The 25490-nt window shown below is 55.6% G+C and carries 26 protein-coding genes; 16 read left to right on the top strand and 10 right to left on the bottom strand.

The genetic code is table 11. From position 1 onward, the window contains the following. The first annotated feature begins 89 nt into the window (after positions 1 to 89). Positions 90 to 665 (top strand): DNA-3-methyladenine glycosylase I, encoded by a 576-nt coding sequence (locus Q0796_RS14870; protein WP_298444573.1) that lies wholly within the window; start codon positions 90 to 92, stop codon positions 663 to 665. A gap of 77 nt (positions 666 to 742) precedes the next feature. Here Q0796_RS14870 and Q0796_RS14865 read toward each other — a convergent pair whose 3' ends face one another. From Q0796_RS14865 to fadB, 4 genes are all read right to left on the bottom strand, one after another. Further along, positions 743 to 3931: an amidohydrolase family protein gene (locus tag Q0796_RS14865; RefSeq protein WP_298444571.1), complete on the bottom strand. Its 3189-nt coding sequence runs from the start codon at positions 3929 to 3931 to the stop codon at positions 743 to 745. A 142-nt stretch (positions 3932 to 4073) separates the two neighbouring features. Next, complete coding sequence (tusA, locus tag Q0796_RS14860; protein WP_298444569.1) at positions 4074 to 4316, bottom strand: sulfurtransferase TusA; 243 nt, start codon at positions 4314 to 4316, stop codon at positions 4074 to 4076. Between the two features lie 143 nt (positions 4317 to 4459). Beyond that, positions 4460 to 5623, bottom strand: a complete 1164-nt coding sequence (fadA, locus tag Q0796_RS14855; RefSeq protein ID WP_298444568.1) for an acetyl-CoA C-acyltransferase FadA — start codon at positions 5621 to 5623, stop codon at positions 4460 to 4462. A gap of 10 nt (positions 5624 to 5633) precedes the next feature. Continuing rightward, on the bottom strand, positions 5634 to 7784 hold the full coding sequence (fadB, locus tag Q0796_RS14850) for a fatty acid oxidation complex subunit alpha FadB (RefSeq protein WP_298444566.1): 2151 nt from the start codon (positions 7782 to 7784) through the stop codon (positions 5634 to 5636). 269 nt (positions 7785 to 8053) lie between these two features. Between fadB and pepQ the strand changes: the two genes are divergently transcribed. The 4 genes from pepQ to hemG (Q0796_RS14830) all read left to right on the top strand — a co-directional run bounded on the left by pepQ (position 8054) and on the right by hemG (Q0796_RS14830) (position 12072). Beyond that, complete coding sequence (pepQ, locus tag Q0796_RS14845; protein ID WP_298444564.1) at positions 8054 to 9370, top strand: Xaa-Pro dipeptidase; 1317 nt, start codon at positions 8054 to 8056, stop codon at positions 9368 to 9370. Next, the gene (locus Q0796_RS14840) at positions 9370 to 9981 is read left to right on the top strand and encodes a YigZ family protein (RefSeq protein ID WP_298444562.1); all 612 of its coding nucleotides are present in this window, start codon (positions 9370 to 9372) and stop codon (positions 9979 to 9981) included. The genes pepQ and Q0796_RS14840 overlap by 1 nt, the downstream gene beginning before the upstream one ends. Before the next feature lie 73 nt (positions 9982 to 10054). After that, positions 10055 to 11512 carry a TrkH family potassium uptake protein gene (locus tag Q0796_RS14835; RefSeq protein ID WP_298444560.1) on the top strand — a complete coding sequence of 486 codons (1458 nt, stop codon included), beginning with the start codon at positions 10055 to 10057 and terminating at the stop codon, positions 11510 to 11512. 23 nt (positions 11513 to 11535) lie between these two features. Continuing rightward, positions 11536 to 12072, top strand: coding sequence for a menaquinone-dependent protoporphyrinogen IX dehydrogenase (gene hemG, locus Q0796_RS14830; protein WP_298444559.1), 537 nt, complete (start codon positions 11536 to 11538; stop codon positions 12070 to 12072). Here hemG (Q0796_RS14830) and Q0796_RS14825 read toward each other — a convergent pair. Next, the gene (locus Q0796_RS14825; RefSeq protein ID WP_298444628.1) at positions 12042 to 12338 is read right to left on the bottom strand and encodes a metalloregulator ArsR/SmtB family transcription factor; all 297 of its coding nucleotides are present in this window, start codon (positions 12336 to 12338) and stop codon (positions 12042 to 12044) included. The genes hemG (Q0796_RS14830) and Q0796_RS14825 overlap by 31 nt on opposite strands. Before the next feature lie 221 nt (positions 12339 to 12559). Between Q0796_RS14825 and hemG (Q0796_RS14820) the strand changes: the two genes are divergently transcribed. Together hemG (Q0796_RS14820) and Q0796_RS14815 are read left to right on the top strand one after the other, a co-directional pair. Continuing rightward, positions 12560 to 13108, top strand: coding sequence for a menaquinone-dependent protoporphyrinogen IX dehydrogenase (hemG, locus tag Q0796_RS14820; protein WP_298444557.1), 549 nt, complete (start codon positions 12560 to 12562; stop codon positions 13106 to 13108). Between the two features lie 104 nt (positions 13109 to 13212). Next, complete coding sequence (locus Q0796_RS14815) at positions 13213 to 13797, top strand: hypothetical protein (protein ID WP_298444555.1); 585 nt, start codon at positions 13213 to 13215, stop codon at positions 13795 to 13797. A 53-nt stretch (positions 13798 to 13850) separates the two neighbouring features. Here Q0796_RS14815 and trkA read toward each other — a convergent pair whose 3' ends face one another. From trkA to def, 4 genes are read right to left on the bottom strand one after another with little or no spacing between them, the layout of a single operon-like run. Then, positions 13851 to 15251, bottom strand: coding sequence for a Trk system potassium transporter TrkA (gene trkA / locus Q0796_RS14810; RefSeq protein WP_298444554.1), 1401 nt, complete (start codon positions 15249 to 15251; stop codon positions 13851 to 13853). 10 nt (positions 15252 to 15261) lie between these two features. Next, on the bottom strand, positions 15262 to 16566 hold the full coding sequence (gene rsmB, locus Q0796_RS14805; protein ID WP_298444552.1) for a 16S rRNA (cytosine(967)-C(5))-methyltransferase RsmB: 1305 nt from the start codon (positions 16564 to 16566) through the stop codon (positions 15262 to 15264). Next, a complete protein-coding gene (gene fmt, locus Q0796_RS14800) occupies positions 16563 to 17507 on the bottom strand; it encodes a methionyl-tRNA formyltransferase (protein WP_298444550.1) in 945 nt (314 codons plus the stop codon). The genes rsmB and fmt overlap by 4 nt, the downstream gene beginning before the upstream one ends. Before the next feature lie 8 nt (positions 17508 to 17515). After that, positions 17516 to 18028, bottom strand: coding sequence for a peptide deformylase (def, locus tag Q0796_RS14795; RefSeq protein WP_298444548.1), 513 nt, complete (start codon positions 18026 to 18028; stop codon positions 17516 to 17518). Between the two features lie 136 nt (positions 18029 to 18164). On the opposite strand from def, the gene Q0796_RS14790 reads away from it, so the two are divergent. The 9 genes from Q0796_RS14790 (at position 18165) to Q0796_RS14750 (ending at position 24770) form a co-directional block, all read left to right on the top strand. Then, a complete protein-coding gene (locus tag Q0796_RS14790) occupies positions 18165 to 19271 on the top strand; it encodes a LysM domain-containing protein (RefSeq protein WP_298444546.1) in 1107 nt (368 codons plus the stop codon). Further along, entirely contained in the window at positions 19264 to 20331 is a 1068-nt protein-coding gene (dprA, locus tag Q0796_RS14785) for a DNA-processing protein DprA (RefSeq protein WP_298444543.1), read from the top strand. Before Q0796_RS14790 ends, dprA begins: the two co-directional genes overlap by 8 nt. Positions 20332 to 20333: 2 nt before the next feature. Next, positions 20334 to 20807, top strand: coding sequence for a DUF494 family protein (locus tag Q0796_RS14780; protein WP_298444542.1), 474 nt, complete (start codon positions 20334 to 20336; stop codon positions 20805 to 20807). Between the two features lie 120 nt (positions 20808 to 20927). Next, on the top strand, positions 20928 to 21497 hold the full coding sequence (locus Q0796_RS14775; RefSeq protein ID WP_298444627.1) for a topoisomerase DNA-binding C4 zinc finger domain-containing protein: 570 nt from the start codon (positions 20928 to 20930) through the stop codon (positions 21495 to 21497). A 51-nt stretch (positions 21498 to 21548) separates the two neighbouring features. Continuing rightward, on the top strand, positions 21549 to 22055 hold the full coding sequence (purE, locus tag Q0796_RS14770) for a 5-(carboxyamino)imidazole ribonucleotide mutase (protein ID WP_298444541.1): 507 nt from the start codon (positions 21549 to 21551) through the stop codon (positions 22053 to 22055). Positions 22056 to 22059: 4 nt separating this feature from the next. Next, a complete protein-coding gene (locus Q0796_RS14765) occupies positions 22060 to 22623 on the top strand; it encodes an L-threonylcarbamoyladenylate synthase (protein WP_298444539.1) in 564 nt (187 codons plus the stop codon). Between the two features lie 54 nt (positions 22624 to 22677). Further along, positions 22678 to 23592: an oxygen-dependent coproporphyrinogen oxidase gene (gene hemF / locus Q0796_RS14760; protein WP_298444538.1), complete on the top strand. Its 915-nt coding sequence runs from the start codon at positions 22678 to 22680 to the stop codon at positions 23590 to 23592. A gap of 81 nt (positions 23593 to 23673) precedes the next feature. After that, complete coding sequence (gene aroE, locus Q0796_RS14755; RefSeq protein WP_298444536.1) at positions 23674 to 24498, top strand: shikimate dehydrogenase; 825 nt, start codon at positions 23674 to 23676, stop codon at positions 24496 to 24498. Further along, complete coding sequence (locus Q0796_RS14750) at positions 24495 to 24770, top strand: DUF1488 family protein (protein ID WP_298444534.1); 276 nt, start codon at positions 24495 to 24497, stop codon at positions 24768 to 24770. The genes aroE and Q0796_RS14750 overlap by 4 nt, the downstream gene beginning before the upstream one ends. Before the next feature lie 3 nt (positions 24771 to 24773). Here Q0796_RS14750 and Q0796_RS14745 read toward each other — a convergent pair whose 3' ends face one another. Next, entirely contained in the window at positions 24774 to 25304 is a 531-nt protein-coding gene (locus Q0796_RS14745) for a gamma carbonic anhydrase family protein (protein ID WP_298444532.1), read from the bottom strand. Between the last annotated feature and the right edge of the window lie 186 nt (positions 25305 to 25490).

Raw genomic sequence — 25490 nt, 5'->3', positions numbered from 1 at the left:
TAAATGGGATCGATTATACCCTGTGCTCTGTGGCGAATGTAGGTTAAATTTTAGCGACCTAGCTTGAAAACTAACGCGATATTTTGCCAATGACAGACCTAAATCGATGCTCCTGGTGCGGCGACGATCCGCAATACGTGGCTTACCATGACACGCAGTGGGGGAAACCGGTTCACAACAGCCGCGAGCTGTTTGAAAAACTGTGCCTTGATGGCCAACAAGCGGGATTATCGTGGCTGATTATTTTGCGTAAAACCGATAACTACCGAGCGGCGTTTGATGGCTTTGATCCCAATAAAATTGCTCAGTACGACGAAGACAAAGTGGATCAGTTACTGCAAAATCCCGGCATTGTTCGCAATCGCTTAAAGGTCAATTCGATCATCAAAAATGCGCGGGCGTATTTGGCGTTAGAAGCACAGGGGATTGAGTTTGCGGAGTTCATCTGGGGCTTTGTTGATGGCAATCAGGTGGTTAATTCGTGGCAGCAGACCAGCGACATTCCGGCCACATCGGCAGAGTCCGAAGCGATGAGCAAAGCCCTGAAAAAGGCGGGGTTTAACTTTGTTGGCCCAACCATTACTTACGCCTTTATGCAGGCATGTGGACTGATAAACGATCACCTTGTTGGCTGCCCAAGCCGTGATCAGTGCATTGAAAAGTAGTGGAAAGGGTCATAAAAAAGGGAGCCGAAACGGCTCCCTTTGTGGTTTACATCGCACTCGCTAGCGTAAATGGTTGCTTACTTCTCGAAGAAAAATGGCTGTCGTTTATCGCCATCACCGTTAAGGCGTTCCATGCTGGCGGCATCGTACAAGCGGCCATTCACCATGGTGTATTGCACCTTATCGCTGTCACGAATGTTGGCCAGCGGATCGCCATCAATCACGATGATGTCGGCTAACTTACCGGTTTCAATGGAACCAAGCTGATGATCCATCGCAAAGTGTTTGGCGGGGTTGATGGTGGCGGTTTTCAGCGCTTCTAGGTTGCTCATGCCACCTTGGGCGAACATCCACATCTCCCAGTGGGCACCTAAGCCTTCACGTTGGCCGTGGGCACCAATGTTGCTGCTGACTCCGAGCTCGTTCATCTCGTTAGCCACTCGGGCAACGTTGAAATGGTTGTAGTGTTCATCCGGTGCGGTTGGGCGACGCATCGAGCGGCTGCGAAGCAGATCTTGCGGCACAAACTTCGACAGACGCGGGTGCGCCCAAACCTCGGTTTTATCGTACCAGTAGTTCTCGCCCCAGATCCCGCCATAGGCGACCACTAAGGTTGGGGTGTAGCCCACGTCGGTTTGCGACCAAAACTGTTTCACGTCGTTGTACAAGTTGGCGGCTGGGATGGAATGCTCAATACCGGTGTGACCATCGGCAATCATGCTGAGGTTATGCTGCAGCAATGACCCGCCTTCCGGTACCACCATCATCTCCAGTTCACGAGCGGCGGCAATCACTTGCTGGCGCTGGTTACGTCGAGGCTGGTTATAGCTTTTCACGCTGAAGGCACCAACCGCTTTCAAACGCTCTAAGTGGAACTTGGCGTCTTCTAAGCTATCGATGTGCGAGGTGTAACCGGGGCCGTTGGCGCCGTACAAAATGGTGCCGGTTGAGAACAAGCGAGGCGCATCGATGATGCCGGTTTTCTGCATCTCGCTGGCGGCAAAGATCTCGGTGGTGTCGTTGGAAGGATCGTGGATGCTGGTGACCCCAAGCGCCAAGCCAGCAAAGTTGATCCAGTTCTGCTCTGGGATGATCTCATCTTGGCCTTGGCTGCCGTGGGCGTGGGCATCGAAAATGCCCGGCATCAAGGTTTTGCCGCTGATGTCGATCTCCTGCGCCCCTTTCGGAATGGCCACATCGCGACCAACGGCGCTGATCTTATTGTCTGTCACGATCACGGTGCCGTTGTCGATCACGGTGTCGCCGTTCATGGTGATCACCTTGCCGCCAACAAAGGCGATGGTTCCACGTGGAACATTGGCATCGGCACTGAAACCGATGTCGGTGATGGTGGGTTCGGCGCTGACTTTTTGTCCCGGTACAAACAGTTGTTCGGTGCCCACTTGGAACAGTTCTGGGCCCAGGCTCCAGTAAAGGTTATCGCTGTTGGCGCTCCAGCTGATGCTTTCACCGGCGCGTTGCGACAACTGGGCGACAGGCAGGCTGCCCCCATTCGGGCCAATTTTAACGGTTTCACCGTGCAGGGTGAGCGGGGTAACAAAAACCTTAAAGCGTTCGGCAAAGGCCAATTGTTTGCCGTTGGGGGCCACGTGGAACTCGGTGGCGTGCTCTGAGGTGTAGTGCACGCGCTCTTCAAACCCATGCACACCAATGCTGGCCAGTGCCGGGGATTTGTCTTGATAGGTCGAGAAGTAAACGCGGCTGTTGTCGGCACCATAGTGTGGCTGTTGGCCACGTTTGCTGATCCGTTGTGGCTGCGGCTTCTTGGCGGTCAGATCCACATGGTAGATCCCCGCTTCGCGGTTCCAGCTGCGCGGGGTGATGTAGAACCCTTTGGCTTTGCGGAACACCAGAGCGTCGCCGTCCGGTGAGAACGCAGGCTCAACGTATTTGCCCGGTTCGACGGTCAGTACCTTGTTGCGCTTGCGGCGCAGATCTCGAACGATCACTTCGCCTTGTTCTTGGTCATCCCAAGTTACGTAAGCCAGCTTTTTGCCATCGCGAGACCAAGCGGGGAACAGCTCGAACTTCTCGTCTTGTTTGGTCAAACGCTTGGGCTTGCCATCCGGCAGGCTGCGTAGCCAGATTTTGCCTTGGGCTTCAAACGCCACCTGTTTGCCATCGGGCGAGATCTGCACTTGGCGTAGCATCTTTAGATCCACTTGGTCGTGATCCAAGTTTTGCTTAAAGCGTACCGCGGGCTGCACCTGTTTGTTGGTGGCAACATGAAACTCAATCGGCTTGTGCTTGCCGCTGTCGATATCCAGTTTATGGATCTTACCGCCGGCCCAAAACACAATGGCGTCGTTATCTGGGGTCCACGCCATGGTGGGGTAAACGCCGTGGATCGCCCAAGTTTCTTGCATGTCGCGATCAAGGTTGCCGTAGATCTTACGTTTCTCACCGGATTTCAGATCGTACAGGTACAGACTGGATTGAAAGCCGTCGCGGCTGATGTAAGCCAAGTAGCGGCCATCGGGGCTTGGGGTTGGGCGAATGGCACCGCCGCTGCCTTCCAGTAACACTTCAATGTCGCCGGTGGCGCGATCGTAGCGTTTGATTTTGTAGATCCCTTTAACCGAATCCTTGGAGTAGTGGAAGGTCTTGCCTGGGGTGGCGTCTTGGCTGAAGTAGATGTATTTGCCGTCGGGGCTGAATGCGGGCTCGCCCAGATCTTTTTGGTCGTTCGGACGCTCGGTAAGCTTAACCCCGTTACCGCCACTGACGTGGTATAGCCATACTTCACCGGCCCCCAAACTGCGTTGGGCGGTAAAGTGCTTGCGGCCGATCAGGTACTGGCCATCGGGGCTCCATGCTGGGCTGTTCAACAGGCGGAAGGTTTCTTCGGTAACCGCTTGTGGATCTGAGCCATCTAAGTTCACGGTCCAGATGTTGTCGCCGCCATCCTGATCCGAGGTAAAGGCGATGCGTTTGCCGTCGGGGCTAAAGCGTGGCTGCATGTGCCAGGCGATCCCTGTAACCAAAGGAGTGGCTTCACCGCCGCTGGCGGGCATGGTGTAGATGTCGCCCAGCAGATCAAACACGATGGTGTTGCCGTCTGGGCTGATATCAACGTTCATCCAAGTGCCTTGGCGTACGTCGATATTGATGGTTTCCAGTGGCGCGGCGGCTGGGGCGTTAACGTCCCATTGTGGCGCGTCTTTGGCTTGAACGGCGGCCGTGGATAAACCAGCACTGAGCAGTGCCGCCGCTAATACGCTTAGCTTGCGGGGTTGAATAGACATAACCTTCCCTGTTTCATTTTTGTTATGGATGTGGCGTTGGCGTTACTTTACCCAAACAAAAACGCCGCTGATAGTCAGCGGCGGTTAGAAAGTGTGTCTATTTCAACGGTTAATCGTTGGCGTGATCAGCCGCCTTTACGGATCAGCCGCCTTTACGGATCAGGTAGCGATAGGGGGCATCGGCGACGTCACTGGCAACCAGAGTGTGATCCATAAAGGTGCAGAAGCTGGGAATGTCACGGGTGGTGGACGGATCGTCGGCGGTTACCAACAAGGTCTCCCCGTCGGCCATTTTACGCACGGTTTTTCGCACCATCATTACTGGCTCAGGACAGCGGAGGCCAATGGCATCCAGTTGGTGTTGTGCGCTTTGAAACTCTGACATGGACAAGGGATCCGGTTAATAACAAGGCGGATATCATACGCTGCTGCTTTGCTGGATCAAGCCGCTGCCATAGCAAAGCTGTGATCCGGTCATCAAAAAAGGGCAGCCGAAGCTGCCCTTTATTCTAGCGTGAACGCAGGAAATTAAACCCGTTCGAACACGGTCGCAATGCCCTGACCCATGCCGATGCACATGGTGGCGAGACCCAGCTCGACGTCTTTGTGCTCCATCATGTTCACCAAGGTGGTGGAGATCCGCGCGCCGGAACAACCCAAGGGGTGACCCAAAGCGATGGCGCCACCATTTAAGTTGACCATGTCGTCCATCTTATCCAGCAGGCCAAGCTCTTGCAGACACGGCATCGCCTGCGCGGCAAAGGCTTCGTTGAATTCAGCGTACTGAATGTCGCCGATGGTTAAGCCTGCGCGTTTCAGCGCTTTTTGGGTGGCTGGCACGGGGCCGTAACCCATGATCGAGGCATCACAGCCAGACACCGCCATCGAGCGAATGCGAGCGCGAATCGGCAAGCCCAGCTCTTTGGCTTTGGTTTCGCTCATCACCAGCATCGCCGCCGCGCCATCAGACAGCGCTGAAGAGCTGCCTGCGGTTACGGTGCCGTTGATCGGATCAAACACCGGGCGTAAACCCGCTAAGGTTGCCACCGTGGTGTCCGGGCGGATCACTTCATCGTGCTTCACTTTAATCAGCTTGCCGTCGGCGTCGTGGCCTTCAATCGCCATAATTTCCCGATCAAAGCGGCCGCTGATGGTGGCTTCGTGGGCCAAACGGTGCGAACGGGCAGCAAAGGCGTCTTGCTGTTCACGGCTGATCCCATGCAGCTTGCCCAGCATCTCGGCGGTTAAGCCCATCATGCCGGACGCCTTAGCAACGTTTTTGGCGATCCCAGGGTGGAAGTCAACGCCGTGCATCATTGGCACGTGGCCCATGTGTTCGACGCCACCAATGATGAAGGCATCGCCGTCGCCGCTCATGATGGCGCGGGCGCCATCGTGCAGCGCTTGCATGGAAGAGCCACACAGGCGGTTAACGGTAACGCCGCCAACGCTTTTTGGCAGACCGGCCATCAGCGAGGCATTGCGAGCGATGTTGAAGCCTTGTTCCAGAGTTTGTTGCACACAACCCCAGATCACGTCTTCCAGTTCGTTTGGATCGAGCGCGTTGTTGCGCTCAACTAAGGAACGCATCAGGTGGGCGGACAGATCTTCTGCGCGCACGTTACGGAATACGCCACCTTTGGAGCGGCCCATTGGGGTGCGGATGCAATCGACAATCACTGCTTGGTTCATCATGCGCTCCTTATCCTTGGTAGAAACGGTCGCCATTGGCGGCCATTTGACGAAGTTTGTCGGTCACTTGGTACATCTGTCCTAAGTGGGCGTACTGATCGGCCATCGCCACAAAGCGATCCAAACCGATGGTATCGAGGTAACGGAACACCCCGCCACGGAATGGGGGGAAACCGATGCCGTACAACAAGGCCATATCGGCTTCGGCTGGGGTGGCGACAATGCCTTCTTCCAAGCAGCGTACGGTTTCGTTGATCATCGGCACCATGGTACGGGCAATGATCTCTTCGGCATCCATGGCTTTGGCTTCGCCGTACTCGGCAGCCAACAAGGCGATGGCATCGGCATCAACCGCTTTCTTCGGCTTGCCTTTGCGATCCGGCGCGTACTGATAGAAGCCTTTGCCGTTCTTTTGGCCTAAGCGATCGGCACCGTACATGATGTCGACGGCGCTCTTGCCAGCAAACTTCATCCGCTCTGGGAAGCCTTCAACCATGGTGTCGTTGCCGTGGTGGGCGGTGTCCATGCCAACCACATCCAGCAAGTAGGCTGGGCCCATTGGCCAACCAAACTGCTTCGACATCACTTTGTCGATCTGTTGGAAATCGGCGCCATCGCGCAGCAACAGATTGAAACCAGCAAAGTACGGGAACAGCACTCGGTTCACTAAGAAGCCCGGGCAGTCGTTGACCACAATGGGGGTTTTGCCCATCTTGGCGGCGTAGGCCACCACGCTGGCGATGGTTTCATCCGAGGTCTTTTCACCACGGATGATCTCAACCAGCGGCATCTTGTGCACTGGGTTAAAGAAGTGCATGCCACAGAACTGCTCTGGGCGTTGCACGCTTTGCGCCAGTTGGTTGATAGAGATGGTCGAGGTGTTTGAGGTGACAATGGCGTCTTTGCTGACGTGGGATTCCACTTCGGCCAACACCATTGCTTTCACTTTGGGATTTTCCACCACCGCTTCCACCACCACGTCGGCGTGTTTTACGGCGCTGTAGTCAAGGCTTGGAACGATGCTGTTCAGCACCCCCGCCATCTTATCGGCCTTCATGCGGCCACGGGCAACTTGCGCCCCCAGCAACTTGGCGGCTTCATTTAAGCCCAGATCCAAGGCGTCTTGGTTGATGTCTTTCATGACCGCCGGTACGCCTTTGCTGGCACTTTGGTAGGCGATGCCGCCGCCCATGATGCCTGCGCCCAAGACCGCGGCACTGCGAGTGGCCTTAGCGGTTTTGGTGGCTTTTTTGGCTAAGCCTTTGACGTACTGATCGTTTAAGAATATGCCGATCATCGCCTTAGCGGCGTCGGATTTGGCCAACTGTAGGAACGCTTGGTTTTCGATCACCAAGGCCTGTTCGCGGCTGTGGCCGGCGGCGGCTTCTAAGGTTGCAACCGCAGCGTGTGGCGATGGGTAATGTGGCCCAGCCTGTTGTGCCACCATGCCTTTGGCGGCATTAAATGACATGGTTGCTTCGATCTTATTCAGCAGCAACGGTGCTTGCTTGCTGGCGCGGCGGGTTTGCCAATCCAGATCTTCTTGGATGGCCGACTTGAGCATACTGACCGCGGCGCTGAGCAGTTGATCCGGCGCGACGACGGCGTCGATCACCCCCACTTTCTGAGCGGCGGCGGCTTTGTTGGGCTTGCCAACGGTGATCCACTCCATGGCGTTATCGGCGCCGATGATGCGGGGCAGGCGCACGGTGCCACCAAAGCCTGGGATTAAGCCCAGTTTGACTTCCGGTAGGCCAATCACGGCGCTGCTGTCTGCTACGCGCAAATCACAGGCTAGGATCGCTTCGCAGCCACCCCCTAACGCAAAGCCATTAACGGCGGCGATGGTGGGGACTGGCAGATCTTCCAGCTTGTTGAAAATGTCGTTGGTTTGCTTTAGCCACAACAGGATCTCTTCATCGGGCTTGGCAAAACTTTGCAGGAATTCGGTGATGTCCGCGCCCACAATGAAGGTGGACTTGGCGGAAGCAACCACAACCCCTTGCAGGCCATCGCTGGCGGCTAGGGCATCAAGGGCTTGGTCGAATTGTTCTAGGGTCGAGCGGTCGAACTTATTGACGGAGCCTTGGGCAGCAAAAGTCAGTTGCGCAATGCCAGGTTCCAGCCAGTCGACACGAAGATCAGTACTCTGATAGATCATGGTCGGGTTCCTTAGTTACCACATCAGTTAACACGTCCGTGTTGCCGAGCACGCGTCGGCACCTTTTAGGAGTGTGACTTGGGTCACATTAACTTGCAAGGCGTTTTTAAACGACCGTTTAACCTAGTTTCCCTGATGATTTTGATTCAGTTGGCGTTGTGAATTGGCAGGTTGCTGATTCATGGTCTACGGTGCTGGCATGACGCTGATCCGACAGGGTGATACACTCTGGCCTTTGTTGAATGATTCCGTTTGCTAGAGAGCCCCTCATGGATGCGATTGCCCAGCACTACCCAGAACATATTCAGACATTACGCCAGCGCAGCGATGCGATTTTGGCCGATCATCAGCTTACCGGTGTGGTGATTGACGCCGGTCGCGCCGCTGGGATCTTTTTGGATGATATGGAATATCCCTTTAAGGTTAACCCGCACTTTAAGCATTGGGTGCCGCTGACCGATAACCCACACTGCATGTTGATCATTCGTGCCGGTGCCAAGCCGATCTTGCTTTACTTCCGTCCGGTGGATTTCTGGCACAAGGTGGCCCCATTGCCAACCGACGCTTGGGTTGATCAGGTTGAGCTGGTGGAGTTTGCCCGTTTGGAGCAGTTGCTCGAATTGATGCCTGCCGACAAGGCCAATTTTGCCTACATTGGCGCCCATGCCGATCACGCCGCGAAGCTGGGGTTGGCGCAGGTCAACCCTAAGCCGTTGCTGGACGCTTACCATTTCAGCCGCAGCATCAAAACCCAGTACGAAATCGAGTGCATGCGCGAAGCCAACCGCATTGCGGTTCTGGGCCATAAAGCGGCCCGTGATGCCTTTATGGCTGGTGGCAGCGAATTTGAGATCCAGCAAGCCTACCTGTCGGCCACGGCTCACGGTGAAAATGATGTGCCGTACGGCAACATCGTCGCCCTGAACCAAAACAGCGCCATCTTGCACTACACCAAGCTGGAGCGGCAGGCACCACAGCAGCGATTAAGCTTCTTGATCGATGCAGGGGCTCAGGTTAATGGCTATGCCTCAGACATCACCCGCAGCTACGCCTTTGAGCAGGGCAATCTGTACGCCGATTTAGTGGCAACCATGGATCAGCACCAGCAGCAGATCCTGACCCAAATTAAACCTGGGGTGCGCTACACCGATCTGCACCTCGAGATGCATAAGCGCGTGGCGCAGATGCTGAATCAGTTTGAGTTGGCGCAGGGCGACGAACAAACCCTGATCGACTTAGGCATCACCAAGGCGTTTTACCCTCACGGCTTAGGCCACCCAATTGGGTTGCAGGTGCATGACGTTGCCGGTTTCTTGCAAGACGCCAATGGCACCGAGCTGGCGCCACCGGCAGGCATGACCCTGCGCTGCACCCGCGTATTAGAGGTGGGCATGGTGATCACCATCGAGCCGGGCTTGTACGTGATTGACAGCTTGTTGAACGACTTAAGCGACGAAGCCAAAGCGCTGCTGAACCCACAACGCATCGACGAACTGCGCCCATACGGTGGGGTACGTATCGAAGACGACGTTGTGGTGCTGGCGGATGGCATCGACAACTTAACCCGTGGTTTCGATCTGGCTTAATGACCACGTCGTTTCTGGTGCCGGCCGCGTCGGCATCCACCGAAGAGGTGATAAAGCGCAGCCGCTTTATCACCGTTATCGAAGCGGTGAGCAGCGGCGCGCAGGCTCGGGCGTTTCACGCTCGCATGCGTGCCGAGCACCCAGAGGCTCGGCACCATTGTTTGGCCTTTAACGCTGGGCCGCCGGGGTGCAGCCGCGACATTGGCTGCTCTGATGACGGCGAACCCGCGGGCTCGGCGGGGCGACCGATGCTGAATGTGGTGTTGGGGGCGGATGTGGGCCAGTTTGCGGCGGTGGTGATCCGCTACAGCGGCGGCATCAAATTAGGGGTAGGCGGGCTCGTTCGCGCTTATGCCGGTGGGGTAAAACAAACCTTAGCGGTACTGCCAACCCAAACCTATGTGGCGCAAACTACGGTAACTTTGCGTTGTGAATACAGTGACATGCCTTTACTTGAACACCTGCTGTCGCAGCATCAAGGCAGCGTGTTAGCGCAAGACTTTTCCTCTGCAATCGATCTGCAAATACAGCTGCCGCAAGCGCAGTTAGTGGCATTTGGCCAAGCCCTGACGGATCGCTCTTCTGGCCGGTTACAGCTTAACGACGATTAGCTTTGCTGGCGGTAAGGTTAAAACCTGATCGCAGTTGGAGTATGCTAGCGCCAAATTGTCTTAAGTTAACCTCATGGAATATCGCACGATCATTCGCATCACCGGGGTGTTGGTAACGCTCTTTAGCATCACCATGCTGCCACCGGCGATCATTGCCGTTATCTATAACGACGGCGGCGGCGCTGCCTTTATGGAAGCCTTTGGCTTGTCCTGTTTTATTGGTGGGCTGCTGTGGTACCCCAACCGCCGCGCCAAGGCCGAACTGCGTACGCGCGAAGGCTTTCTTATTGTGGTGATGTTTTGGACGGTGCTGGGCAGCATCGGTGCCATTCCGTTCCTGCTGTCGGCGTCACCGGATCTGAGCTTCTCTGACGCCATGTTTGAGTCGTTCTCGGCATTAACCACCACCGGTGCCACGGTGATCACCGGCTTGGATGACTTACCCAAAGCCATTTTGTTCTACCGCCACTTACTGCAGTGGCTTGGTGGCATGGGGATCATTGTGTTGGCGGTGGCGGTACTGCCGATGCTGGGGGTTGGTGGCATGCAGCTGTACCGCTGCGAAACACCGGGGCCGGTGAAAGACAATAAGATGACTCCGCGCATTGCCGAAACCGCCAAGGCGCTGTGGTACATCTATCTGACGATCACCGTGGTGTGTGCGGCGGCTTACTACTTTGCTGGCATGAACCTGTTCGATGCCGTTGGCCACGCGTTTTCCACCATCGCCATTGGCGGTTTTTCCAGTTATGACGCGTCGATGGGGCACTTTAACAGCCCCTTGATTAACGCCATCTGTGTGGTGTTTTTGCTGATCTCGTCAATCAACTTTGCGCTGCACTTTACCGCCTTCAGTAAGCAAGGGATGAATTTGGGTTCTTATTGGCGCGATGCCGAAGTACGCACCTTTTTTATCTTCCAACTGGCGCTGGTGGGCTTGGTGTTTGCGGTGCTGTTGGGGCAAAGCAGTGGCGAAAGCGCGGAAGTGTTGCTGGATAAGGCGCTGTTTCAAGCGGTGTCTATTTCGACCACCGCAGGGTTTGCCACCGACAGCTTTGCCGATTGGCCGCTGTTTTTGCCGGTGTTGTTGATCTTCTCGAGCTTTGTTGGCGGCTGTGCTGGATCAACCGGGGGCGGCATTAAAGTGGTGCGGATCACCTTGCTGTTCTTGCAAGGGGCACGGGAACTGAAGCGCTTGGTGCATCCGCGCGCGCTGTTTTCCATTCGGTTAAACAACCAAGCGGTGAGCGATCGGGTGATCGATGCAGTGTGGGGCTTCTTTGCGGCCTACGCCTTGGTGTTTGTGTTGATTATGATCGCGCTGATGGGCACCGGCTTGGATAACGTAACCGCGTTTACCGCCACCGCTGCCAGCTTGAACAACCTTGGCCCCGGCTTAGGGGATGTGGCGGCGCATTACGGGACGGTCAACGACACCGCCAAGTGGATTTTGATCTTGGGGATGCTGTTTGGTCGCTTAGAGATCTTCACGCTGTTGGTGCTGTTTACCCCCACCTTTTGGCGCAACTGAGTTACTCGAAGTAAGGGCTTTATATGCAACGGACGCTGCTGCTGTATTCCACCGTAGATGGCCACACGAAGCGGATAATTGAACGGATCCGCGACCGGTTAGAGGCGCAGGATCATTACGTGCAGCTGGCGGAGCTTGAACGCTGCCAGCTGGATGTCAGTCAATTTGACAAGGTGGTGATTGGCGCGTCGATCCGCTACGGCAACTATCGACCGGCGCTGTTTGAATTTATCCGCAACAATCTGGTGCCGCTGCAGCAGCGGCCTTGTGCGTTTTTCTCGGTGAATTTGGTGGCGCGTAAGCCGGGAAAAAACACGCCGCAAACCAACGCCTACGTGGCGAAGTTTCTGCAGCAGAGCCCGTGGCAGCCAGCGTTATTAGGGGTGTTTGCAGGCAAACTGAATTACCCACAATACGCGTGGCGCGACCGCTTGGTGATCCGCTTTATTATGTGGCTCACCAAGGGACCGACCGCGGCCGACACGGTGCGGGAATACACCGATTGGGGCAAGGTCGAGCTGTTTGCCGATCAGGTGGCGGGGTTGGGCTCGTCGCAGTAAAGCTGGTACAGGGTCGATAAGATCGCCTCGACCTCTGGACTGGCGAGGCGATACCACACCAATAACGACTCTTTTCGAGTGGTCACCAAGCCCTCGCGGCGCAATACAGCTAAGTGCTGAGAGAGCGCCGATTGACTCAGCGGCACCAGTTTATTTAATTCGGTTACGGTCATCTCTTGTTGCAGCAAGGAACATAGGATCACCAGCCGATTGGCATTGGCGATGGATTTCAGCAACCGTGCCGCTTGCTCGGCGTTGCTGATCATCTCGTCAAAATCGGGTGTCGGGAGTTTAGCCACAGAAGTTCTCGCTGTTTTTTTATAGAGTTATGTTAACGCGATGGCGCAATAGATCCAGATCGCGTTTTCTAGTCTGTGACAATAAGATGGCGATAAGACTGTGATCCTCAAGGTAGACAGCTGTGAGCTAGAGCACCATATTGCAGGGTAATATTTGAATTTCGATCGCATCCGTATCAGGGGGAGCAATGTCCGGCACATTAATTGTCTACTTCAGCCGTGGGGGCCACACCGCTCGTGTTAGCCGTCGCATCATGGAAACCATGACTGAGGCGGGCAGCCCATGTCAGATGATGGACATCGTTGAGGCGCAGCAAGAGGGCATCGACTGGGATCAGTTCGACACCGTGGTGATCGGCTGTCCGGTGTTGTACGGCGATTTTGATAAGCGCATCAAAGCCTTTATCAGCGATAACCAAGCTCAGCTGGAAGCCCGCAATAATGGCTTCTTCTGTTTGTCGGTGGTGGCGCGTAACCCGGCCAAGGCCACGGTTGAGGGCAACCGTTACATGCAGAAGTTTATGGCAGAGCAGCCATGGCGCCCGCAGCACATGAAGGTGTTTGCCGGTAAGGTGGATTACCCTGCGTGGGGCTTCTTCGATAGCTTGTCGATCAAACTGATTATGATGATGACCAAGGGCCCTACGGCCGCCGATACGGTGATTGATTACACCGATTGGGATCAGGTTGAAGCCTTTGCCTTGCAGTTGCACGAAGCCCGCAGCGACGACCAGTAACGGGTCGACACTCTGTTGATGCATAAAACCAGTGGCCGTTGGGTCGCTGGTTTTTTTGTGCCGCTGTGATAGCTTGCTGCCAACGTAAATCACAGGATGTGAGTATGAACTTAAATGCAAAGAGGTCGTTGGCGGCGCTGCTATTGACCAGCCTGAGCGCCCCAAGCTACGCCACCACCAGCGAACAAAACGCCTTTTTTACTGAATTGGCGCAACATTGCGGTAACGCCTATGCCGGCAAGGTTGTGGCAGATAACAGCAGCGATTCGTCGTTCCGCGGCAAGCGCTTGGTGATGCACGTGCGCGAGTGCAGCGATAACCAATTGAAGGTGCCGTTTCATGTGGGCGAGGATCACTCTCGCACCTGGGTGATCAGCAAAACCGACTATGGTCTGCATCTGGCGCACGATCATCGCCATCAAGATGGCAGTGAAGACAAGGTGACGCAGTACGGTGGCATGACCGCCACTCTCGGCAGCGCCAGCAAGCAGTCGTTTCCGGCGGACGCGCGCTCCATTAATAATTTTCGAGACAATGGCTTGGATGTGTCGGTGACGAATGTGTGGCATCTGGCGCTAACGCCAACCACCTTCCGTTATCAGCTCACCCGCGATAACCGCAACTTTGAGGTTGAGTTTGATCTCAGTCAGCCGGTGCCATTGCCACCAACCCCCTGGGGCCACCAGTAACCCTAAAAGCAAAAAGCCTCGCAGATGCGAGGCTTTTTCGTGTTGGCGGCAATTCAGAAGAACAGGGCTGAGGGTTGGAACAGTTTTTCCACTTCGCCGATGTACTTTTTATCCACCAAGAACAGGATGACGTGGTCGTCCTGCTCAATCACGGTTTTGTCGTGGGCCATCATCACTTCATCCTTGCGAACGATGGCGCCAATGGTGGTGCCTGGTGGCAGCTTGATCTCTTGCACTTGGCGGCCAACCACCTTGGAGGTGTTGGGATCGCCATGGGCAATGGCTTCAATCGCCTCTGCGGCGCCACGACGCAACGAGTAAACGTTGTTGATGTCACCTTGGCGTACGTGGGTCAGCAGGGCTGAGATGGTGGCTTGCTGCGGTGAGATGGCGATGTCGATGTTGGCGTCTTGCACCAGATCCACATAAGCTTCGCGCTGGATCAGCACCATCACCTTTTTGGCGCCCATCCGTTTGGCCAGCAGCGCCGACATGATGTTGGCTTCGTCGTCGTTGGTCACGGCGATAAACACATCTTGCTGATCGATCTGTTCTTCGTTCAGCAGTTCGTGATCCGAGGCGTCGCCGTGGAATACCGTGGTGTCTTCCAAGTACTCCGACAGCAAGGCAGCCCGTTCTCGATCGCGCTCAATCAGCTTCACGTCATGGAAGGGCTCTAACGCCCGCGCTAAGCCCATGCCGATGTTGCCGCCACCGGCGATCAGAATGTTGCGGTAGCTGGACTCCAGCTTCTGCATTTCACTCATGACCGCGCGAATGTGTTTCGAGTCGGCAACGAAGAACACCTCGTCGTCGGCCTCAATCACCGTGGTGCCACGGGGCATGATAGGACGACCTTGGCGGAAAATCGCCGCCACTCGGGTGTCGATGTTGGGCATGTGTTCTTTCAACGCAGACAGCGCATTGCCCACCAAAGAACCCCCATAGTAGGCTTTTACCGCCACCAAACTGGCCTTGCCACTGGCAAACTCCAACACCTGCAGGGCACCGGGGTACTCCACCAAACGGTGAATGTAGTTGGTTACCAACTGCTCTGGGGCGATGATCTCATCAATGTAGAAACGACCGCGGGCGTCGGGATCGGCACTGCCGCTTTGAAACAGCTTGTCGCGATTGTTGATGTATTCCGCCGAGCGAATACGGGCAATCTTGGTGGGCGTGCCGTACAGGGTGTACGCCAGATGGCAGGCAACCATGTTGGTGTCGTCGGAGTTGGTTACCGCGATCAACATGTCGGCGTCTTCTGCCCCCGCGTCGCGCAACACATAGGGGTAGCCAGCGTGACCGTGCACCACGCGTAAGTCGAGCTTATCCTGCAAGGCGCTGAGCGCCTGCATGTTGTTGTCGACAACGGTGATGTCGTTGTTCTCACCAACCAGATTGGCGGCCAGCGTGCCGCCGACCTGTCCGGCCCCTAAAATGATGATCTTCATAAGCTGCTTGTTATGCGCGTTTTATCAGGCGAGCGTAGTAGAAGCCGTCGCCGCCATCGGTTTGTGGCAACAACTGCCAGCCCGGTTGTTCGGCGCTTTCTTGTGGCTGAATAGGGCTGAGCATAGCATCGTCGGTTTTTTGAAGAAACGCTTTGATTTGCCCAGCATTTTCTTCCGGTAAAACCGAACAAGTGGCGTACAGCAAGGTGCCGCCTGGCTTCAAGGTGGCCCAGATGGCTTCCAGAATTTCAGCCTGTACCAGAGCCAGCTGCTCGATGTCGCTGTCGCGGCGTAACCATTTGCTGTCGGGGTTACGACGGATCACGCCGGTGGCTGAGCAAGGCGCATCCAGCAAGATGCGATCAAACTGCTGCCCCGGTGCCCATTGAGCTGGGTAGCGAGCATCGCCATCTTTCAGTTCGGCGGTTAAGCCGATCCGATCTAAATTTTGCTGCACTCGCTTCAGGCGCTCGGGGTACAGATCGATGGCCAGCATCGAGCCGATCAGTGGCTGGCGCTCGAGCATGTGGCAGGTTTTGCCGCCGGGGGCTGCACACACATCCAACACGGCATCACCAGGTTGGCAATCCAATAATTGGCTGCTGCGTTGCGCCGACAGATCCTGCACCGATACCGCGCCTTGGGCGAAGCCCGGTAGGGTGGTGACGTCCATTGGCTTGAGCAAACGGAAGGCGTCATCGCTGTCGCCCGCAATTGCATCGATGCCTGCATCCGCCAGTGTAACTAAGTATTCACTGCGGCTCTGGCGTTTGTGGTTGCTGCGTAACCACAATGGCGGCTGCTGATTGTTGGCGGTGACGATTTGCTGCCACTGTTGCGGGTAAGCCGCTTGTAAGCGTTTCAGTAACCACCCGGGGTGAGCATGTTGTACCGCATCGGCGTCAAACTGTTCGGCTTGCAGCTGCTCTAGGTTGCGGTGCATGTGGCGCAGTACGCCGTTAACCAATCCGGTCATGCCCGGCGCACCTAACTTGCGGCACGCCTCTACGGTTTCAGAGATCACCGCATGGCTGGCAACACGGGTGTGTTTGAGCTGGTATAGGCCGGCCAATAAGACGCAATGGATAATGCGCTTTTTGCCATTCAGTGGCTTTTCCAGTTGGCGTCGCAGTTGGGTGTCCAGCTGGGGCAGGGTACGCATTACGCCGTAACAGATCTCAGCCAGTAAGCCTTTATCACGGCCATCAATGTAGTGGCGTTGGGCTTGCGGCAGGGCTTGCCCCATGGATTGGCCTTTGTCGATCACCGCCATGATCACTTCGGCGGCATCGGCGCGTAAATTGTGTTTGCTCATGATAGTTGCACACCTTCGGCAAACCACTCTTGCCGTGCGTTAAGCACATCGGCAGCGGCCATCGCTTTTTTGTTGGGGATCTGGATCGATTGCAGCAGTAAGGCGCCTTCGCCACAAGCCACCACGATGCCGTGTTTGTCGGCACGCAACACGGTGCCAGCCGCCGCGCTGTGGTCGTCGGTTAACACTTGGCATTGCCACAGCTTGATGCTGTTGCCTTGGCATTGAAAGTGGCTTACCGGCCAAGGGTTGAAGGCGCGCACTTCGCGCCACAGGGCGCTGGCGGGCTTGTTCCAATCAATGGCGGCTTCCTCTTTCGACAGTTTCTCTGCGTAGTTGGCGAGGCTGTCATCTTGCACTTCGGCAACGGCGCTGCCATCGGCCAGTTGCCCTAAGGCTTCAATTAAGCCCTGTGGCCCCAGTTGAGCCAATTTGTTGTAGAGGCTGGCGGAGGTGTCGCTGTCTTCAATTGGGCAGTACACCTTATGCAGCATCGCACCGGTATCTAGGCCAACATCCATCTGCATGATGGTGACGCCGGTTTCGGCATCGCCAGCCCAGATAGAGCGCTGGATTGGCGCAGCACCACGCCAGCGTGGCAGCAAAGAACCGTGAACGTTAATGCAGCCCATTGGCGGCAGATCCAGCACGGCTTTTGGTAGGATCAGGCCGTAAGCGACCACCACCATGATGTCGAAGTCGATGCTGGCCAGCTGTTGCTGTGCTTCTTCTGCCCGCAGGCTTTTGGGTTGGTATACCGGCAAGTTGTGTTGCAGGGCCAGCTCTTTTACTGGGCTGGCGGTCAATTTTTTACCGCGACCCGCAGGGCGATCCGGTTGGGTGTACACCGCCACAACCTGATGGTTGCTGCTGAGTAACGCTTGCAGGTGATCCGCAGCAAACGCCGGGGTACCGGCAAACACAATTTTCAATTGAGACACTCTGACTCCTAGCCCATTTTCGCGTCGTGACGCGCGGCTTTTTCTAGCTTTTGCTTAATGCGTTGGCGCTTTAGTGGCGACAGGTAGTCGACAAACAGCTTGCCTTGCAGGTGATCCATTTCGTGTTGGATACAGATTGCCAGCAGCTCTTCGCCTTCACAGGTGAACGTTTCGCCGTGGCGATCGTGCGCTTCGATGGTGATCTTCTCGGCGCGTTCCACCTTGGCGTAGATCCCCGGTACCGACAGACAGCCTTCATCGTTGATGAAATGACCGCTTTGTTCGAGTACCTTAGGGTTAATGAATACCCGCGGTTCGCTTTTGTCTTCAGACAAATCCATTACAATCAACTGGATGTGTTGATCAATCTGCGAAGCGGCCAGGCCAACGCCACGCTCTTCGTACATGGTCTCAAACATGTCATCGATCAGTTGCTGCAGCGGGGCATCAAAATCGGTAACAGGTTGAGCGACGGTGCGTAAACGCTCGTCTGGGAAACGGAGCACTTCTCTGATGGCCATTGCGAATCTCGTTAATAAGTAATTGAAAGTAAGCGGCTGCCTTAGGTAACTTTGGCAGCCAATGGGTAATTTTAACCCGTTGCTGGTGTTAATGACAAAATGACCTGCAACAAACCCCAAAGCACAAGGAAGTGGCATGAACAAATTGGTGGTGTTTCTCGTAGCGACACTGACCTGCTCGGCGTGGGCCGACACGTTGACTCTAAAACCCGGTCACCCGCAAACCCACGTGGTGCAGAAGGGCGATACGTTATGGGATATCTCGGCCCTGTTTTTGGATGATCCGTGGCGCTGGCCAACGTTGTGGGGGGCTAACCCGCAGATCGCTAACCCCCACCTGATCTACCCCGGTGACCGATTAACCTTGGTGTTTGTTGATGGGGTGCCGCGCTTGGTGCGAAAGCCGGTGGTGAACCTTAGCCCGACCATGGGCGTTAAGCCGAAAGGCGGCGCGGTGCCCGCGTTGCCATTGTCGATCATCGAACCCTACTTAAGTTTCCAGCGAATCTTAGCGCCGGAACAGCTTGAAGGCACACCGCGCGTGATGGGCGGCGAACGCCAAGCGGTAGGCTACACCAAAGACGACGTGCTGTTTGTCAATGATGAGCTGCAGATCGGTGATCGTTACGGCATTTACCAAGATGGGCGGCCATTGTACGACACCGACGGCGAAACGCTATTGGGGTTAGAGATGGAGCTGGCTGCGACCGGCCAAGTGGTTGAGAGCGGTGACACCTCCAGATTAAAGCTGCTGAGCTCGCGTCAGGAAGTGATCGCTGGCCAGCGGGTGATGCCAATTACCGATTCCACTGTACTGCCCGCGTACTTTTTGCCTCATGCGGCCCCGAAAGGGCTGATGGGCAACATCATTGCAACTGACGCCAAGGCGGTTGAGATTGGCCCATTGCAGGTGGCGATCCTCAATAAAGGCAGCAACGATGGCGCCAAAGCGGGGCAGGTGTTTGCTATCCACCAGCCAGGCACCGAGCTTATCGTCGATGAAGACGACCAAGATAAACCCTATCGCAACCCTGAAGATCGCCGCGCTTACGACAAAGTCGTGGCACTGATGAGCGATGGCCGTACCGTGGTGTTGCCCAAAGTGTACCGTGGCGAGCTGATGGTGTTTAAAGCCTACGACAACGTTTCGATGGCGTTGGTGGTTAATGGCCGCCACCCCGCGCGGGTTCAGGATCATGTGTTAGCGCCAGATCCGTTAGTGTTTGGCAGCAAACGTGACTGAGCTTGCCAGCTGGCTGAGCCTAACGCTGTGGCGTGGGCTCAGTCGTCGCGATAAGCGGCGCTGGTTGCAGCGCGCCTCTGCCGCCGACATCGTAAGCCGCTTACAAGCCGGGGATCTTCCCGGCTTTTTTGCGCCGGATTGTAAACAAATCTATCAATCACAGCAGGGCCTGATCGATCAAGCCTTGCAGTGGCAACAACAGGCTCCCCAGCGCCACATCATCACCTTGCTGGACGACGCCTATCCAGAATCCCTACGCAGTACCGATGACGCGCCGTTGTTGCTGTTTGTGCAGGGGTCGCTGGCCTGTTTAACCAAACCGATGATTGCCATGGTGGGGGCGCGCAATGCCAGTGCCGCTGGTCGGGCTACGGCGCAGGCGTGGTCGCAGCAACTGGCCGCGGCGGGCTGGGGGATCTGCTCTGGCATGGCATTGGGGATTGATGGGGCTTGCCACCAAGGGGCGCTCGATGGCGGTGGCGACACCATTGCGGTGTTAGGCAGCGGCCTTGCCAACCTCTACCCCAAACGACACCAACCGTTAGCCGAGCGCATCGCCAATCAAGGGGCTTTGGTGTCTGAATACTGGCCGCAGCAGGGGCCACTGAAACACCATTTTCCTCAGCGTAATCGAATTGTCAGCGGGATCAGCTACGGTTTAGTAGTGGTGGAAGCGGGGCTCAAAAGTGGCTCGCTGATCACCGCACGATTAGCCGCAGAACAGGGACGTGAAGTGTTTGCGGTGCCCGGAAGCGTCAACGACGCTGGACGGCAAGGTTGCCATTGGTTAATCCAGCAGGGTGCCAAATTGGTGACTGATCCGGTCGATATCATAGAGGAGCTGGCGCCACAGTGGTGTTATCAGCCCTCGTTAACCGCGTCGAAGTTGCCTACGCCGTCGTTGTTGGATAGTGTGGGTTTTGAGGTCACACCGGTTGATATCGTGGTACAGCGCAGCGAGCAGCCAGTAGATGTTGTGGTAACACAACTGACCGAAATGGAACTGGATGGTTTGGTGGCGGCGGTACCCGGGGGCTACGTAAGGCTAAAGGGAGGCTAACGATGTTCGACATTTTAATGTATCTGTTTGAGACATATGTGCAGAGTGACGTCGAATTGCTCTTCGATCGCGAAGAGCTCACCGAAGAACTCAGCCGCGCAGGATTCCATGCTGAAGAGATTGGCAAGGCGCTGATCTGGATTGAGAAACTGGCCGATTTGCAAGGCTCAGAGCACAAGCCTTATTTAGCGGGTGTGAAAGCCAGCAGTGTGCGGGTGTATCACCCGAAAGAGCTGCAACGTTTCGATACCGCCTGCCGTGGCTTTATGCAGTTTTTGGAAAATATCCAAGTGCTCAGTGCCACAACCCGTGAGATGGTGATCGATCGCGTTATGGAACTGGATGGCGAGCCGTTATCACTGGACGACTTAAAGTGGGTGGTGTTGATGGTGCTGTTTAACGCACCGGGCAACGAACACGCCTATAACCAAATGGAAGATTTGGTGTTTGAGCAACCAGAAGGGCTGCTGCACTGATCGCAGCCACAACCAACTCAGGGCGCTACGGCGCCCTGTTCTATGGCGGCGCAGCAGCAATTACAGCGGGCCATTAAGCTGGTAAAATCGGCGTTAATTTCCCTTCGCGGTACCCAAGCCATGGCCAAAATCGATCAGCAGCTGTTTTCCAATCATGAACACGCCCTTGAGAGCGATCACGGCAACTGCCCTGATTGTGGCCAGCCGCTGCAACTGAAGCATGGCAAGCATGGTGCTTTTGTTGGTTGCAGTGCGTATCCCAACTGTGAATTTCATCGGCCTTTGGTGGAAAAGGCGCAAACCGATGATGAGATCATGGAAGGCACCCAGTGCCCTAAATGCAGCTTGCCGCTGGCCTTAAAGTCGGGCCGCTACGGGTTTTACATCGGCTGCAGTGGCTACCCCGAATGCGATCACATCGTTCGCCAAGACGAACCCGAACAACAAGAATCGTTACCAAGCTGTCCCCAGTGCCAAACGGAACCTTTAACCGCCCGCACCAATCGCTTTGGCAAGAAATTCTACGCCTGCAGCGACTACCCGAAGTGCAAATACCTATTGAACGATAAGCCCGTGGCACAATCGTGCCCAGAATGTGGTTGGGGGGTGCTAGTGGCAAAAAAAGTGCGCGGTAAGCGAATGCTGTGTTGTCCTCAGCGTGCCTGTAAATATCAAACGGAATCGCTATAATCGGCGCGCAAAACAATAAATTAAACCCTACAAAACAAAAGGATTTTTCTCATGACCACCCCATTCGTTGCGGTGTTGATGGGCTCAGATTCCGATCTGCCTATCATGCAATCCACTCTCGACGTGCTGAAAAAGCTTGAGATCCCATTTGAAGCTAAGGTGACTTCTGCGCACCGCACGCCAGCCGCTACCCACGCTTACGTGACCAACGCCGAAGAGCGTGGCTGTAAGGTGTTTATCTGTGCCGCCGGTTTGGCTGCTCACTTGGCTGGTGCCGTGGCTGGGATCACCACTCGCCCTGTGATTGGGGTGCCAATCGATAACGGCCCACTGCAGGGGCACGATGCCTTGCTGTCTACCGTTATGATGCCGGGCGGTGTGCCAGTGGCCACCGTTGCGATCGGCTCGGCCGGTGCCAAGAACGCCGGTTACTTGGCTGCACAGATGCTGGCTGTTGGTAACGACGACTTAGCCGTACGTGTTAAGCAAGAGCGTCAACAAGCGGCGGAAGCGGTACAAGCAAAAGACGCCGCGCTGCAGGCGAAATTGGCGGGGTGATCGAATGAGCCGACTCGTTACTGTTGCTGAAGCTGGATTGCAAATCGAACAGGGGGGCGTTATCGCTTACCCAACCGAAGCGGTCTTTGGCCTTGGCTGTGATCCGATGAATCAAGCAGCGGTTGAGCGGCTTTTACAGATCAAACAACGCCCAGTCGAAAAGGGGCTGATCTTAGTGGCCGCCAGTTATGGCCAGCTGCGCCCCTTTGTTGATGAAAGCAAACTCAGCGACGCACGTCGTCGCGACATATTAGAGCGTTGGCCTGGCCCGTACACATGGGTTATGCCAGCCAAAGCTGGGGTGCCAAAATGGCTAACGGGTCAGTTTGATACCTTAGCCGTGCGAGTGTCGGATCATCCGGTGGTGCAGGATCTGTGCTGCGCAGCGGGCATGCCCGTGGTGTCTACCAGTGCGAACTTAACCGGGCAACCCGCGCTCACTGATGGCCATCAGGTCAGCGAACAGCTCGGCCATCTGCTGGATGGGGTTGTGATGGGGCAAGTTGGTGGTAATCTTGCTCCTTCAACGATTTTAGATGCTCAAACCGGTGCGATCCTGCGCGGCTGAGCGCCAATCAAGCCGTTGCCGAACGGGAACGGCTTGGTGCAAAGGAACCACACCATGCCAGTACAATATGAAGCGGTACGCACTTACCTGCATGCCCTGCAAGATCAGATCTGCCAGCGCCTTGAGCAACTCGATGGTGCAGCTCAATTCCAACAGGATCAGTGGCAGCGACCAGAAGGCGGCGGCGGGCAAAGCCGAGTACTGACCGGTGGTAAGGTGTTTGAACAAGCCGGGGTTAACTTTTCGGAAGTTGCAGGCGACAAATTACCACCTTCGGCGACAGCCCACCGGCCTGAATTAGCCGGCCGCCACTGGCGCGCCATGGGCGTCTCGCTGGTGATCCACCCCAATAACCCTTATGTGCCAACAAGCCACGCCAATGTGCGTTTTTTTGTCGCAGAAAAAGAGGGTGAAGCGCCGGTCTGGTGGTTTGGTGGTGGCTTCGATCTCACCCCCTTTTACCCTTTCGATGCCGATGTAAAGCATTGGCACCAAGTCGCCGCCGATCTGTGTGCGCCCTTTAGCGATCAGCATTACCCCAAGTACAAAGCATGGTGCGATGAATACTTCTTACTTAAGCATCGGAATGAAACCCGTGGCGTGGGTGGCTTGTTCTTTGATGATCTGAATGAAGGTGGCTTTGAATCAAGCTTTGCCTTCATGCAGGCGGTGGGTAACGGCTTTATTGACGCCTACGCCCCCATTGTTGAACGCCGTAAAGACACGGCTTTTGCGGAACGCGAACGTCAGTTTCAGCTGTATCGTCGTGGGCGCTACGTTGAGTTCAACCTGGTGTTCGATCGCGGCACTCTATTTGGGCTGCAGTCCGGTGGCCGTACTGAGTCCATCTTAATGTCGATGCCGCCTTTAGCCCGCTGGCAGTACCAATATCAACCGGAGCCTGGTAGCGCCGAAGCCAACTTAGCCAACTACCTCAAGCCTCGGGACTGGTTGACTGAATTAGCATAACGCCAACGGGTCTCACAGTTGCACCCACCAGGGTTGCCAGCGTATAAACGGTGGCAACCCTTTGTTTTTTGAGAGCAACGAATGGATCGTTACACGGTGTTTGGCAACCCCATCAATCACAGTAAATCCCCATTTATCCACCGACGTTTTGCCGCCCAAACCGCACAGCAGCTGCATTACGACACTCACTTAGCGGCGATCGATGGCTTTGCGGAGGCCGTAACCCAGTTTCGCCGCGATGGTGGCTGTGGCGCCAACGTAACCGTGCCATTTAAACAGCAAGCGGTGGCGCTGTGTGATCAGCTTAGTGAGCGCGCCAAGCGGGCCGGGGCCGTGAATACCTTGCATTGGTTAGAAGATGGTCAATTGTTGGGGGATAACACCGATGGCGCTGGGCTGGTGGCCGATCTGCAGCGGCTTGGGGTGACACTCGCGCAGCAGCGCATTTTGATTTTGGGGGCTGGCGGTGCGGTACGGGGGGTCTTGGCGCCATTATTGGCCCAGCAACCTAAGCACATTGTCATTGCCAATCGAACCGCAACGAAAGCGGTGGAGCTGGCGCTCGCCTTCGCCGACATGGGCACCATTAGCGGCGGTGGTTATCAGCAACTCAATGGCGAGTTCGATGTGATCATCAACGGCACATCGGCGTCACTTTCTGGCCAAGTGCCGCCGTTACCAGGCATCCAATTCAGCCCTCAGTGCGTCAGTTATGACATGGCTTATGGCACGGCCGCCACCGCCTTCCAAAAGTGGGGCAGGCGGCAGGGGATCAACGATAATTACAGTGGGGTTGGCATGCTGGTGCACCAAGCGGCAATCAGCTTTAACCTTTGGCGTGGCATCGAGCCGCCAACTCAACGGGTGTTGGATGCCTTAATTGCGGAAAGCGGAGTCGTGCAATGAACCAACAGATCTTATTTAACGATCAGCTGAATGTGCAATGGCAGCAAGGGATGGTTGAATTCGGTGCTCAGTGGGCGGGGCAGTCCGTCGTCTGCCTCATCAGTATTGAACAACTGAGCAAGCGCAGCGGCCAAACAATAGGCAATGCTGAACAGGCAGGCATGGTGTTTGAACAATTGCGCTTCGATCTAGAAGAGGAAGCCGAAGCGCTGATTGAAGACGAAGCCTTCGATGCCCAAGGGCGGATCTGGCTTGGGCATGCGGTGTGCTAACGATTACTGATTAAGGTAAACGTCTTTCAGTTTTACGTAGTTTTCGGCGGATTCGGTCAGAAACGCCAACTCCTGCGGCTTTAAAGGTCGCGCCTGCTTTACTGGGCTGCCTATATATAGGAAGCCCGACTCCAAGCGTTTGCCCGGTGGCACCAAGCTGCCAGCACCAATCATCACTTCGTCTTCAACTACTGCCCCATCCAAGACAATGGCGCCCATGCCAACTAAGACCCGGTTGCCAATCTGGCAGCCGTGCAACAGTGCCTTGTGGCCAACAGTCACGTCATCACCAATCAACAGAGGGTAACCGTCAGCCAACCCTTCATGTTTGCGAGTGACATGCAGCACGCTGCCGTCTTGGATGTTGCTGCGCTTACCGATGCGGATGTGGTTTACGTCACCACGGGCTGCAACTAAAGGCCATACGTTAGCGTCTTTCCCCAGCTCGATGTCGCCATAAAGCACCGCACTGTCATCAACGAAAACGCGGTCACCCAGAACGGGAGAGTGTTGTAAAAATGGCTTGGTTGTCATCATCTATTCCTTAAATTGCCACAATAGCGCGGTAGGTAAGCGGATCGCTGCTATAATGAGCGTTCGGCTGAGTTGTCGCAACATAATGGTTGTGTAACTCCGACCTATGTCTATAATGCGCTTCCTGTCGACGGGGCAGCACAGCAAACGCTGATGCAGCAACGGTTGATACGGCGTCAGCCACTC

The sequence above is a fragment of the uncultured Ferrimonas sp. genome (assembly GCF_947489035.1).
Lineage (GTDB): Bacteria > Pseudomonadota > Gammaproteobacteria > Enterobacterales > Shewanellaceae > Ferrimonas.
The sequence above is the reverse complement of the archived record's forward strand: the minus strand, read 5'-3'. Positions and strand labels throughout refer to the sequence as shown.